Source organism: Streptomyces cyaneus (assembly GCF_004028635.1).
GTDB classification, from domain to species: Bacteria; Actinomycetota; Actinomycetes; order Streptomycetales; family Streptomycetaceae; genus Streptomyces; species Streptomyces cyaneus.
Map to the genome: position 1 here is coordinate 975,956 of NZ_RQJW01000003.1, position 11,860 is coordinate 987,815.

The 11,860-nt window shown below is 71.5% G+C and carries 12 protein-coding genes; 3 read left to right on the top strand and 9 right to left on the bottom strand.

Features of this window, described 5'->3' with window-relative positions; genetic code table 11:
• Positions 1 to 37 precede the first annotated feature (37 nt).
• Positions 38 to 490, top strand: coding sequence for an SRPBCC family protein (locus tag EHO50_RS13295; RefSeq protein ID WP_128430103.1), 453 nt, complete (start codon positions 38 to 40; stop codon positions 488 to 490).
• Positions 491 to 516: 26 nt separating this feature from the next.
• On the opposite strand, the gene EHO50_RS13300 is transcribed toward EHO50_RS13295, so the two are convergent.
• Entirely contained in the window at positions 517 to 1,323 is an 807-nt protein-coding gene (locus tag EHO50_RS13300; protein ID WP_128430104.1) for a LysR family substrate-binding domain-containing protein, read from the bottom strand.
• Between the two features lie 58 nt (positions 1,324 to 1,381).
• Here EHO50_RS13300 and EHO50_RS13305 point away from each other — a divergent pair, with 58 nt between their 5' ends.
• Positions 1,382 to 1,774, top strand: a complete 393-nt coding sequence (locus EHO50_RS13305; protein WP_128430105.1) for a DUF5997 family protein — start codon at positions 1,382 to 1,384, stop codon at positions 1,772 to 1,774.
• Between the two features lie 89 nt (positions 1,775 to 1,863).
• On the opposite strand, the gene EHO50_RS13310 is transcribed toward EHO50_RS13305, so the two are convergent.
• Positions 1,864 to 2,817 (bottom strand): Dyp-type peroxidase, encoded by a 954-nt coding sequence (locus EHO50_RS13310; RefSeq protein WP_128430106.1) that lies wholly within the window; start codon positions 2,815 to 2,817, stop codon positions 1,864 to 1,866.
• Positions 2,818 to 2,984: 167 nt separating this feature from the next.
• On the opposite strand from EHO50_RS13310, the gene EHO50_RS13315 reads away from it, so the two are divergent.
• Positions 2,985 to 5,150, top strand: a complete 2,166-nt coding sequence (locus EHO50_RS13315) for a TerD family protein (RefSeq protein ID WP_128430107.1) — start codon at positions 2,985 to 2,987, stop codon at positions 5,148 to 5,150.
• Between the two features lie 122 nt (positions 5,151 to 5,272).
• Here EHO50_RS13315 and paaE read toward each other — a convergent pair whose 3' ends face one another.
• From paaE to EHO50_RS13350, 7 genes are all read right to left on the bottom strand, one after another.
• A complete protein-coding gene (paaE, locus tag EHO50_RS13320; RefSeq protein ID WP_246101128.1) occupies positions 5,273 to 6,616 on the bottom strand; it encodes a 1,2-phenylacetyl-CoA epoxidase subunit PaaE in 1,344 nt (447 codons plus the stop codon).
• Positions 6,617 to 7,129: a 1,2-phenylacetyl-CoA epoxidase subunit PaaD gene (gene paaD, locus EHO50_RS13325; RefSeq protein ID WP_128430108.1), complete on the bottom strand. Its 513-nt coding sequence runs from the start codon at positions 7,127 to 7,129 to the stop codon at positions 6,617 to 6,619.
• Complete coding sequence (paaC, locus tag EHO50_RS13330; protein ID WP_128430109.1) at positions 7,123 to 7,950, bottom strand: 1,2-phenylacetyl-CoA epoxidase subunit PaaC; 828 nt, start codon at positions 7,948 to 7,950, stop codon at positions 7,123 to 7,125. Before paaC ends, paaD begins: the two co-directional genes overlap by 7 nt.
• A gap of 10 nt (positions 7,951 to 7,960) precedes the next feature.
• Positions 7,961 to 8,254 (bottom strand): 1,2-phenylacetyl-CoA epoxidase subunit PaaB, encoded by a 294-nt coding sequence (paaB, locus tag EHO50_RS13335; protein ID WP_164904847.1) that lies wholly within the window; start codon positions 8,252 to 8,254, stop codon positions 7,961 to 7,963.
• A gap of 20 nt (positions 8,255 to 8,274) precedes the next feature.
• Complete coding sequence (gene paaA, locus EHO50_RS13340; RefSeq protein WP_128430111.1) at positions 8,275 to 9,261, bottom strand: 1,2-phenylacetyl-CoA epoxidase subunit PaaA; 987 nt, start codon at positions 9,259 to 9,261, stop codon at positions 8,275 to 8,277.
• A gap of 113 nt (positions 9,262 to 9,374) precedes the next feature.
• The gene (locus EHO50_RS13345) at positions 9,375 to 10,274 is read right to left on the bottom strand and encodes a peptidoglycan-binding protein (RefSeq protein WP_128430112.1); all 900 of its coding nucleotides are present in this window, start codon (positions 10,272 to 10,274) and stop codon (positions 9,375 to 9,377) included.
• Entirely contained in the window at positions 10,274 to 11,827 is a 1,554-nt protein-coding gene (locus EHO50_RS13350) for a DUF6519 domain-containing protein (RefSeq protein WP_128430113.1), read from the bottom strand. The genes EHO50_RS13345 and EHO50_RS13350 overlap by 1 nt, the downstream gene beginning before the upstream one ends.
• Positions 11,828 to 11,860 lie beyond the last annotated feature (33 nt).

An 11,860-nucleotide genomic window follows, 5' to 3' on the forward strand; every position in this document is an offset into this window, starting at 1 on the left:
GAGTCAGTGGTCACAAGCCTGACAGGGCGGCGGCACGATGACGATCGACGTATCGGCGGAGCGAGTGATCCCGTTCCCGCCCGAGCGGGTGGCCGAGTACGCCATGGACTGGCGCCACGACGCCGACTGGACCCAGGGCATCCGCACCGCGGAGCTGACCCGCGAGGCCGACGGGGGCGGCTTCGGGGTCGGCGCCGAGGTCACCCGGACCGCGTACTTTCTCGGCCGGCGCATCGACTACGTGCTGCGCGTGGCGGCGTACGAGTTCCCGCGGCTGCTGGACATGGTGTCCGTGGCCGGACCGATGCCGATGCACGTCACCTACGCCTTCGACCCGCACCCGGACGGCACCCTCGCACGCATCCGCGTCCGGGGCGGCCCCGGCAGCCTCGCCCGGTTGGCGGCCCCGCTCATGGCCCGCCAGGTCCGCTCCAACATCGGCAAGGACCTGCGCGACCTCGGGCGCAGGCTCACGGGGTCCACCGGATGAGGGTGCCGGTGGCTCACTGCCGTCCGCTACGACCGGCGGCCGGGCTTGCCTCGCCGGGTGCCCTTGGCTCCCTTGGCTCCCTTGGCACCGCCGGAGCCGCCGCGCCGGCCGGTGCCGGTGCCGGGCTGGCGTCGTGGGCTGCCGCCGGTGTCCGGGCGGTTGCGCTTCGGCTGCTCCGTGGCGGCCGGGGTCTGGGACGTGGTGCGGCCCCGGGTGCTGTTGACCGTGCGGCCGCGGACGACGCCGATGAAGTCCTCGACCAGGTCGGTGGTCGCCTCCTCCGGCCAGGACAGGGCGATGCCCGACTGGGGGGCGTCCACGAGCGGCCGGTAGGTGAGGTCCTTGCGGTGGTGCAGACGGGCCAGCGACTGGGGTACGACGAGCAGGCCGACGCCCGCCGCGACGAGCTCGACGGCGTCCGCGGTGGTCGCGGGGCGTTCGAAGGCAGGCTGCCCCGGTGGCCGCTCCCAGTCGAGGACGTCGTCGAGGGGGTGGAAGAGGACCTCGTCGGCCAGGTCGTCCGTGCTCACCTCGTCCACGGCGGCGATGACGTGGTCCTTGGGGACGACGACGACCGTGGTCTCGGTGTAGAGGGGGATCGCGCTGAAGAACGTACGGTCGACCGGCAGCCGTACGAACCCGGCGTCGGCGGCGCCGTTCCGCAGCAGGTCGGACGCCTCGGCGGCGGTGACCGCGTGCAGGGTCAGGGGGACGTCCGGGAAGCGCTCGTTCCAGATCCGCACCCACTTCGAGGGTGTCACTCCCGGGACGTACGCGAGCCGGAAGGAAGCGGCTGCTTCCGCGGACGAAGGGGGTACTTCCGAGCCTGTCACCTGGCCAGGTTACCGGCCGTGGTCGGCGGCGGTTCCACCGGTCGATACCCTTGGGACCATGACGTCGCACCAAAGCACCCAGACCATGAAGCCTGCGACCGCGGCCAAGAAGCTGGGTGTGTACCTCGAAGCCACCCCCGCCGAATTCCGGGAGGGTGTCGTCACGCGCGCGGAACTGAACGCGCTGCAGGCGGACCCGCCGCAGTGGCTGAGCGACCTGCGACGCGACGGCCCGCACCCCCGCCCGGTGGTCGCGCAGAAGCTCGGCGTGTCCATCGCGGGCCTGGCCCGCGGCGGCGTCACGGAGCCCCTCACCACCGAGCAGATCGAGGCGCTGAAGCAGGAGCAGCCCGAGTGGCTGCTCAAGGAGCGCGCCACGCAGGCCGAGGTCCGCAAGGAGGCGGCCCGTCTGAAGGAGCGCAACGCGGAGCGCTCGGCAGAGGGCTCCTGACCTCACCCACACCCTCTCGCCGTGGGCGGGTTCCGTTCCGTCCGCCGAAGCCCGGCCCGGAACGGAACCCGCCCACGTCTCATTCCGGCTCAGTCCGTGACGGACCGCTCCGGGATCGCCTCCAGGAAGGTCACCGACGGGATGAAGAAGAGCGTCCCGGTGACGGCCCGCGAGTAGTCGAGGATGGGGTCGGGGCCGGATTCCGGGCCGCCGAGGAACATCTTCCTCATCATGGCCTCCGGTATCTCGGGCGTACGGGCGTAGGCGATGAAGTACGTGCCGAACTCGCCGTGGCCGGGCCTGCCGAACGGCATGGCGCCGCGCAGTATCTCCAGCTCCTCCCCGTCCGGGCCGGTGACCGTGTTCACGTCCTTGTGGGAGCCGGGCACGTCGAGTTCGATGTTGGTCAGCTTGGAGCGGCCGATCACCTTCTCCTGGGCCTCGACCGCCAGGGCCTCCCAGGCGTCCACGTCGTGCAGGTACTTCTGGACGATGGCGTAGCTTCCGCCACGGAACGCGGGATCCTCGTCACCGACGACCGCCGCCTCGGCCGCCGCCTGGCCGACCGGGTTCTCGGTGCCGTCGACGAAGCCGAGGACGTTGCGCGAGTCGAAGTAGGCGAAGGCCTGGACCTCGTCCTGGACGGTGACCGCGTCGCGCAGCCGCTTCATGATCTCGGCGGCCAGGGCGAAGCACAGGTCCGGGCGGGCGGCACGGATGTGGAAGAGCAGGTCGCCGGGGGTCGACACGGCGCGGTGCCGTGCCCCCTCCAGCTCCTTGAAGGGGTGCAGCTCCTGGGGGCGCGGATCACCGAACAGCCGGTCCCAGGCCGTGGAACCCACTCCGGCGACGCAGCACAGGCCGCCGTCGGGACTGGGGAATCCGACGGCCCGTACCAGCCCCGCGAGCCCGGCGAGCAGATCGCGCACCTCGGGCTCGCCGCCCGGCTCGACCGTGACCACCAGGAAGACGGCGACAGGCGCCGGCGGACTGAGCACCGGCTGTGACTGTGCATCGGCCAACCGCATCGACGACGACGGCATTGTTCCCCTCTCACCCTCAAACCCCGCCAACTAACGATGCCCGGCCGAACCGCGTGCGATACCCGTCAAAACTCCGCACATATGACTAGTGCGACGCGTGAGGAAAACCGTGTTCGATATAGAAAACCCGCATGCGAACGCGCGTACGCATGCGGGATCATCCGGGAATGGTCCACCGTCTCGAACCCCTGGTCGTCCGGCACACCCACCGTCTCCCCTCCCCTGCGGGTCCCGCCGGGGAAGGCGCCGTCGCGGCACGGCAGTTCGATGCCGCGTTGATGTCCGTCGGCTTCAAGCTCTCGGCGGAGCTGCTGGCCCGTCTGTCGGGGCTGTCCGAGGGGACGGTCGTCGACGCCGCGGTGCGGACGCTGGGCACGGTCCGCGAAATGGTCGGAGACCATGTGCGGCACAACACGTACTTCATCGACTTCCCGGCCAACGTGCCGGACACCTACGACTTCTGGATGGGCTGCATCGCCGAGGCCCTCGCCGACGACGCGACGCGCGCGAGCGTTCTGGAGCAGTTGAGCGATGGTGTCGTCGACCTGCTCACCCTTCCGTCGTACGGCCGCTACCAGCACACGTACGCCGAGATGCTCGGCCACCACGAGGAGCTGATCGCGGCGGCGGGCGACCGTATGACGGTGCTGCACCTGGGCGGCGACGCGGACGCCGAAGTCACCGCCCTGTACCTGGCGTTGGCGGGCAGCAGCACCCCGCTCGGCGAGGACGACCGGCGGGATCTCGAGGTGCTCGCCGAGGTGTGCGTCGATGGGCCGCAGCCCGAGGAGATCCCGGTCCGGGAGAACCGAGCCGTGGTCAACCGGGCTCGGCTGCGGGCCGGTTCGGCGCTGCTGCTGGACACGGTCACCGATGTGCTGCGGCTGGCCTGTGCGTTGTCGGGCGGTGATGTGACGCTGCTGGAGCCGACGCGGCTGCGGGGGCTTTCCCGACCGGTGCGCCGTGCTCTGCTGGCGGGTCTCGACTCGGTGGTCGCGGCCGCGCCCGCCAAGCTGGCGGACGTCCACGCGCATCGGGAGGCCTGGAAGCGGCTGGGTGAGCGGCTGCACCCGCACGAGTACCCGCAGTGGCCGCACGCCGCCGATGTGTTCGCCGTCGCGCGGGGCGAGAAGGAGGCCCGCTCGTTCGACAGCCGGGTCGAGGAACTGCTCGGCATGAACGACGTCACCGGCGCCGTGAAGCTGCTGAAGCCCGCGCCGGGCAAGCTGTTCCGCGCCCTGGACCGGCTGCTGCGCATGGCCCTCACGCAGGAGGAGCGCGACGCGGTGGTGGCCGCTGCCGAGGAGGTCGCCCCGCAGGTCGCCGGGCGGGTCGTGCTGTCGGTTCGTGAACACCTCGCCAACCGCGCACGGGAGACCGGCGAGCGCCGCGTGTTCGTGAACCGGCTCGGCCGTGCCTGGGTCGCCGAGGACGACCGTCCGCCCGTGCTGCCGCCGGAGCGGCAGCGCCTGATCGCCGCGCTCGACGCGGAGTTGCGGCGCCGTCTGCCGGCTCCGGTCCATCTGTTGATCGACCCGGACGTCCTCGACGTCGCGCTGCCGCTCAGCGGCAGGGCGACGGCGTCCGGCCTCGGCGTGCTGCCGCGCGGTTCGGTGACGCGGGTCGACGGCGAGCTGCTGCGCTTCTTCGTGTACTGGAAGGAGGCGAGCCGGACCACGGACTACGACCTGTCGGCGTTGATGCTGGACGCCGGCTACAACACCGTCTCCTGGCTGTCGTACACCAACCTCCGTGAAGTCGAGGGCGAGCATTCCGGCGACATCACCGCAGCGCCCGACGGGGCCTCGGAGTTCATCAACCTGCGGCTGGACGCCGTACGTGGCACCTTCGTCGTGCCGCAGGTCAACCTCTTCTCCGGAGAGGGCTTCGAGGAGGTCGAGGAGTCGTTCTTCGGGTTCATGGTGCGCGAGGGCGAACAGCAGGGGCGTCCCTTCGAGCCGCGCACCGTGCGTATGAAGTCGGAGCTGCGCGGTCCCGGCCGGGTGGCTCTGCCGCTGGCGTTCCAGCGTGGGGAGGACGGGCGGTGGCGCGCCAAGTGGCTGCACCTGTATCTGAAGGGCAACCCGGCGTCCAACCGTGTCGAGGGCAACCGGGTGTCGGTGGCGACGCTGCTGCGCGGTGTCGTGGAGCGGGAGCAGCTGACGGTGCGCTACCTGACGGACTTGATGGAGGCCACGACGACGACCCTGTGGGACGGCAAGACGCTCCCGGAGGGTCCCGTCACCTACATCGGTCTGCAGCGCCCCGACGGGCTGCACCCGGCCTCGCGGATCCTCACTCCCGAAAATCTGCGCGACCTGATCCCGGCCTGACTGGTAGCGTTCGTCGTGGCGAGGCCATGAAGGGGCTTCCTTCTCAACCTCCTTTAACTAGTCCCTTCGCTTTCCTCGCCACTCAAGTCTTCCGGCCGCTGCCGATCGGCGCTTACCGCCGGTCAGCTGTCGTAGTCCACCGTCAACGTCTCGGACACCGGGTACGACTGGCAGGTCAGGACGTATCCGGCGGCCACCTCGGCCTCCTCCAGGGCGAAGTTGCGCCGCATGTCGGCCTTGCCGTCGGTGACCAGGGCCCGGCAGGTGCCGCAGACGCCGCCCTTGCAGGCGAACGGCAGGTCGGGGCGGCTGCGTTGGGCACCGTCGAGGACGGTCCGCTCCCTCGACAGGGCCGCGGTGGTGGAACGGCCGTCGAGGGTGATGGTGACCTGGCTGACGGGCCCCTGCGGGCCGCCTTCCTCGTGGTGCACTTCTCGGACGGGCTCGTCGTCGGCGTAGAACAGCTCCTGGTGCACGCGCTCCGCCGGCACGCCGAGTCCCTCCAGCACCCGCTGCGCGTCCCGAACCATGCCGTGCGGGCCGCACAGCCACCAGTGGTCGGCGGTCGTCACGTCGACCAGCGCGTCGATGAGCGTCGACAGCCGGTCGGCGTCGATACGGCCGGAGAGCACCTCGGCCTCGCGCGGCTCGCGGGAGAGCACGTGCGCCAGCTGGAACCGGGCCGGATAGAGGTCCTTCAGGTCCGCCAGCTCGTCGGCGAACATCACTGTCTCGGTGCGGCGGTTGCCGTAGAAGAGGGTGACCGTCGAGCGGGGGTCGGCGGCCAGGACGGACTCGGCGATGGACATCATCGGCGTGATGCCGGAGCCCGCCGCGATCAGCACGTGGTGGCCGGGGGTGGTGAGGTCGGGCGTGAAGGCGCCGGTGGGGGCCATCACCTCGACAGTGTCACCGGGGCGTACGTCGTCGACGAGCCAGGACGAGAAAAGGCCCCCGGGCACGACCCGTACGCCGATCCGCGGCCTCGACCCGACCGGCGAGCAGATCGAGTAAGACCGCCGCTCGTCCCGCCCCTCGATCTCGCGCCGCAACGTCAGCGACTGCCCCGGCTCGAAGGCGAACTCCTCGGCCAGCTCCGCCGGGATGTCGAAGCCGACGGCGACCGCGTCCGCGCACAGGGGCGTCACGGCGGCGACGCGCAGGGCGTGGAAGGCCGGACGGCGGCGGGGGCGCGGGCGTACCGCCGGGGCGGGGCCGATCCCACCCTCGGCCTGCAACCCAGGGGTGCCCGGAGCCGGCGCAGCCGCCGCGCCCGGGCCCGGAGCGGCCTGGGCGGCCGAAGCCGGGGCGTCAGGGGTGGGGGCGGCCGGAGTCGGAGCGGCGGCGGCCGGGACGCCCGCCGCCGGGCCCGCCGACCCCGCGACGCCCGCGACCGGGCCGGTCGGGGCCGGGGTGCCCGGAGCCGCATCTGTCCGGGCCGTCGGCTCTTCCCTCAGGCCTTCCATTCAGATCTCCTTGACGTACTCGAACGGCTCGCGGCAGGCGCGGCAGCGCCACAGCGCCTTGCAGGAGGTGGCGGCGAAGCGGGAGGTCTCCTCGGTGTCCGCCGACCCGCAGCGCGGGCAGGACACCGCCTGCCGGGTGGGTGACAGCACCAGCGGGACGGGACCGCTGCGCGGTGCGGCGGGGCCGGGCGGGGCGATGCCGTGCTCGGCGAGCTTGCGGCGGCCGGCCGGGGTGATCCAGTCGCTGGTCCAGGGCGGGTCGAGGACCGTGCGGATCTCCACGCGCGTGTACCCCTCGTCACGCAGCCGCGCCGCGACGTCCGCCCGCATCTCGGCCATGGCCGGGCAGCCCGAGTAGGTCGGCGTCAGGCTCGCGACCACCGTGCCGTCCTCGGCCAGCTCGACGCCTCGCAGGACGCCCAGGTCGGCCAGGGTGAGCATGGGCAGCTCGGGGTCCGGCACCTGTGCGGCGATGTGCCGGGCGCGCCGTGCGTCGAGGAGGGTGGTCACCATGTCGCCTCCGGGTGGGCGCGGGCCACGCCCTGCAACTCGGCCAGCAGCGGCGCGAGATGCTCGGTGTGCTCGCCGTGGCGGCCGGATCCGGGCAGCGGCCGGTACACCGGCATGGGCAGTCCGGCGGCCTCGGTGACCTGGCGCAGCACGGCGACGACCTCGTCACGGACGTCGCACGCCGTGAACAACTCGCCCACGTACGGGGCCACTTGCTCCAGGGCCCGGCGGGTCCGGCGGTGCGACTCGTCGGTGCCGTCACCCAGGCGCACGGCCCACTCGGCGGCGTACTGCCGGTGGTAGGCCAGCTCCTTGACGCCCTTCGCGGCGATCGCCGCCAGCACGGGGTCCGGGTGCGACGCCAGCTGCTCGAAGTGCGCCAGGCGCCAGCTGGACAGCATCAGCAGCCGCACGATCGAGAACGCGAAGTCGCCGTTCGGCACTTCGGCCAGGCGTACGTTGCGGAAGTCGCCGGCGTCGCGGAAGTAGGCGTAGGCGTCCTCGTCGCGGCCGGTGCCGTCGGCCTGGCCGGCGCGGGAGTAGAGCAGGCGGGCCTGGCCGAGGAGGTCGAGGCCGATGTTGGCCAGCGCCACCTCCTCCTCCAACTCCGGTGCGCGGGTGATCCACTCGGCCAGCCGCTGCGCCGAGACCAGGGCGTCATCGGCCAGCGCGACGCACAGGGCCGCCAGTTCGCGGGCGTCGATGCCCTCCGGCACCGTGGTGTCCACGCCGTGCAGCGGGTCCTCGAAGCCGGTGCCGTAGGCCCAGCGGGCGTCGTCCTCGTGTCCCTCGGCGAGGGTCAGATAGACGTGGTCGTCACTCATGCCCTCTCCTTCAGATGTGCGGGACGTCGTCGGGGATGTCGTAGAACGTCGGATGGCGGTAGACCTTGTCGGCGCTGGGCGCGAAGAAGGGGTCCTTCTCGTCGCGGGTGGAGGCGGCGATGTGCTCGCTGCGCACCACCCAGATGCTGACGCCCTCGTTGCGCCGCGTGTACAGGTCGCGTGCGTGGGTGAGCGCCATCCGGTCGTCGGCGGCGTGCAGCGAGCCGACGTGCACGTGGTTGAGTCCGCGCTTGCCGCGCACGAACACCTCGTACAGCGGCCAGTCCCGCTTCTCGGACGGCATTCCGGCCGGCTTCTCGGGGGTCATGCCACCGCTCCTTTCTCCGCGCGGGCGGCCTGCTTGGCCGCGTGGGCGGTGGCCGCCTCCCGCACCCAGGCGCCCTCCTCGTGGGCGCTCCTGCGCCGCTCCATCCGCTGGTCGTTGCACGGCCCGTCGCCCTTGATGACCCGCATCAGCTCGTCCCAGTCAGGGGTGCCGAAGTCGTGGCGACCGCGCTCGGCGTTCCAGCGCAGCTCCGGGTCGGGCAGGGTGACGCCGAGCTTGTCGGCCTGCGGGACGGTCATGTCCACGAACCGCTGACGCAGCTCGTCGTTGCTGTGCCGCTTGATCTTCCAGGCCATCGACTGCGCGGAGTTGGGCGAGGAGTCGTCGGGCGGGCCGAACATCATCAGCGACGGCCACCACCAGCGGTTCACGGCGTCCTGCACCATCTCGCGCTGGGCCTCGGTGCCGCGCATCATCGTCATCAGCAGCTCGTAGCCCTGCCGCTGATGGAACGACTCCTCCTTGCAGATCCGCACCATCGCGCGCGCGTACGGCCCGTACGAGCTCCGGCACAGCGGCACCTGGTTGCAGATCGCGGCGCCGTCCACGAACCAGCCGATCACACCGACGTCGGCGAAGCTCATGGTCGGGTAGTTGAAGATCGACGAGTACTTCTGGCGGCCCTCGATCAGCCGGTTCGTGAGGTCCGCGCGGTCGGCGCCGAGGGTCTCCGCCGCCGAGTACAAGTACAAGCCGTGTCCGGCCTCGTCCTGCACCTTGGCAAAGAGGATCGCCTTGCGTCGCAGCGACGGTGCGCGCGTGATCCACTCGCCCTCCGGCTGCATGCCGATGATCTCCGAGTGGGCGTGCTGCGCGATCTGGCGGATCAGCGTCCTGCGGTAGCCGTCCGGCATCCAGTCACGCGGCTCGATCCGCTGGTCGCGCGAGATCGTCGCGTCGAAGTGCTCCTGCAGCTGCTCCGTCATCGATACCAGCTTCCGACTTCCGGCTTCCCAACCGACCATTCGTTCGGTACCAGTGTGACTTGTTTTCCGGTGCCGAGCAAGACCCGTCACACAAGCCGGAGCCGCCCTGGATACCTCGGGTGGGTATCCAGGGCGGCTCCGGGAGGGACCGTTCACTTGCCCCCGTCGGGCACCTTCAGCTTGTCCCAGCTGACCTTGCCGGGGATGCCGTCCGCGTCCTTGCCCTTGAAGTGGAGCTTCTGCTGCCAGGCGGCGTAGGAGCGGCGGTCGGCCTCGGTCCACTCGGGGCTCGGGCCGTCCTCGTAACGGCCGCAGCCCTCGGCGACCAGGCGGTGGCCCATGGCCGTGATGATCGGGGACTTCTGACCGATGTGGAAGAAGCCGCTGCCGGGGAACGGCACGTGCTTCGGCTTGGGCACGGGCTTCGGGTCGGGGGTGGGCTCATCGCCACCGCCACCGCCGCCCTTCAGTCGCTGCGCGATGCGCCCCCGCATGCCGTCCATGGTGAAGCCGCGCGGGTCGGTCTTGCCCGGCTGCCACTCCTTGTGGCCGATGACCGAGCGCTCGCTCCAGCCGTGGTGGCGGCAGATCGCGGCCGAGACCTTCTCGATGGCCTCCTTCTGCGCCTCGGGCCAGGGGTCCTTGCCGTCGCCGAGGTTGATGCACTCGAAGCCGTAGAAGCGCGCGTTGCCGTCGGTGTCGGCCTCGTTGTCGTGCGGCAGCTTCGACTCGTTGATCACGGCGCGCAGGACGTCGCTGTCGCCGAGGCCGGCGTGGTTGGCGCGGCCGTTGCCGACGAGATGGATCTCGCCCTTCTTGTCTATGACGCCGTGGCAGAGCGGCCCCGGCAGGCCGGAGTAGCCGTTGTAGCAGATGTTCACCGACGCCTCGGTGCCCTTGGTGACGGTGTGGTGGATCATCACACCGTTCACCGGGCCCCAGGCGCCCTTGCTGTTGCGGTTGTGGGTGCGCCAGCTGCGCACCTCGTGGACCGTCAGACCCTCCGCGCGGAGGATCTCCACCATCTTGGACGCGTTCAGGGGCTTGGCCATTACTCGTCTCCCTCCGCCGCCGCCTCCGCATCCGCCGTGGTCTGCGACCTCCCGCGGGACGGGTCCTCCGCCAACTGCTCCTCGCGGCGCGCCTGTTCCTCCGCTGCGAGCGTTGCCTCGTCGGCGGCCGGGATGCTGCTGGCCAGCGGGTTGAAGGCGAGGCGCAGGTCGACGGTGCCGCCCTCGCCCTTGACCAGGGCGAGCGGCGCGAAGCTGCGGACGATGCCGAAGGGGCCTCGCAGCAGCGGGCGGCGTGCCGCGTTCGTGGGCCACTCGACGCTGCCGGTGGCGGTGCGGGCGGGGATGATCCAGTGGTCGCCGGTGCGGTAGGCGGCGCCCTTGGCGAAGTACACCTCGACCCCGTCCTCCAGCGGCAGCCACTCCCCCTCCACGACGGGGACCGCACCGCCCTTCAGAGCGGTCGTACGGCCCTTGCGCCTCGGTCCCTCGTGGTGGTCCCAGCGCCGCAGGAACGGGTTGAGGTGGGGCAGCCGGCCGACGGACGGGTCGGGCTCGGCTGACAGGCGCACCCGGCGGCCCGGCAGGTCGAGTTCCTCGATCCGCAGCAGGGGCAGGGGTTCGAGGCGGGAGGCGTAGGCGGTGTCGGTGAGCTCCACGTGGTCGCCGACGTCCAGGTCCAGCTTGTCGTCGTGTCCGAGGGACGCCAACTGCACCCAGGTGCCGTCGAGTTCGTCGACCGGGAAGACCACCGAGCCGTTCTCGCGGGACCACTTGAAGGTGGCGTCCTTCGCCTCGCCGCCCGCGTGCACCTCGACGCGGTACAGCTGGTTCTCCTGGCCGCGGTAGCGGGCGTCCGGCTTCACGAGGCACGGGTCCTCGTCGGCGTGGTCGGGCCGCTCGCTGCGGGCGGCCAGGCGCGCGGTGGGCGTGGCCTGCTTGCGGGCCCACTTGTCGAAGGCGGCCCGGACGACCTCCTTGGACGGGTCGGTCTCCTCGATGTCCAGCGCGGCCAGCGACAGCGGCAGCACCTGCCAGACGACCTTCACACGGGCGGCTGTGTCCGGCATCGCCGCGCCGAGCGCGACCTCGCGCAGCGCCGGGTCCTCGGCGGCGGAGACGGCTCGCTCCCAGACGCTCAGGTAGACCACGAACGGCGACGTGGCCGGCGAGGGCAGCCGGTCGCCGGGCTTCTCCGGGTCGCGGAAGCCGTCGGGCTGGTCCCAGTAGGTCCAGTGGGCGGGCGGGGCGGCGGTGTCCTGCTCCTGCTCCTCGGCGTCGTCGTCCGGGACGGGCACACCGGGCGCCGGGCGGGTCGCGTCGAGAAGGATGCCGTCGACGTAGTAGCGGCCGCCCTGGATGTGCAGGGTGTCGATGTCGTGCTTGCCGCCCACGTAGTCGATCTTGAAGCCCGCCGCGTCGCGCGGCCCGCCGTGCCGGCCGATCAGGTCGGCGGCGATGGTGCGGGCCTGGTGGAGCTGGATCGCGGTCTGCTCGTTGAGGTCGGCGTCGAGCTGGACGCGCCCCTGCTGGGCGATGACCGCCGAGTAGCGCCGTTCCGGGCGGAACGTGAGGCGGGAGAGGTCAGCGTGCATGAAGGGGGTCCCCCTGGTTCAGAAAAGTGCGGG

Excerpts from the sequence above, each read along its gene's own strand:
- paaA (WP_128430111.1), bottom strand. The coding sequence starts at position 9,261 with ATGGTCGGTTGGGAAGCCGGAAGTCGGAAGCTGGTATCGATGACGGAG.
- paaB (WP_164904847.1), bottom strand. The coding sequence starts at position 8,254 with ATGCCGTCCGAGAAGCGGGACTGGCCGCTGTACGAGGTGTTCGTGCGC.
- EHO50_RS13305 (WP_128430105.1), top strand. The coding sequence starts at position 1,382 with ATGACGTCGCACCAAAGCACCCAGACCATGAAGCCTGCGACCGCGGCC.
- EHO50_RS13350 (WP_128430113.1), bottom strand. The coding sequence starts at position 11,827 with ATGCACGCTGACCTCTCCCGCCTCACGTTCCGCCCGGAACGGCGCTAC.
- EHO50_RS13310 (WP_128430106.1), bottom strand. The coding sequence starts at position 2,817 with ATGCCGTCGTCGTCGATGCGGTTGGCCGATGCACAGTCACAGCCGGTG.
- paaC (WP_128430109.1), bottom strand. The coding sequence starts at position 7,950 with ATGAGTGACGACCACGTCTATCTGACCCTCGCCGAGGGACACGAGGAC.
- paaE (WP_246101128.1), bottom strand. The coding sequence starts at position 6,616 with ATGGAAGGCCTGAGGGAAGAGCCGACGGCCCGGACAGATGCGGCTCCG.
- EHO50_RS13315 (WP_128430107.1), top strand. The coding sequence starts at position 2,985 with ATGGTCCACCGTCTCGAACCCCTGGTCGTCCGGCACACCCACCGTCTC.
- EHO50_RS13345 (WP_128430112.1), bottom strand. The coding sequence starts at position 10,274 with ATGGCCAAGCCCCTGAACGCGTCCAAGATGGTGGAGATCCTCCGCGCG.
- EHO50_RS13295 (WP_128430103.1), top strand. The coding sequence starts at position 38 with ATGACGATCGACGTATCGGCGGAGCGAGTGATCCCGTTCCCGCCCGAG.
- paaD (WP_128430108.1), bottom strand. The coding sequence starts at position 7,129 with ATGGTGACCACCCTCCTCGACGCACGGCGCGCCCGGCACATCGCCGCA.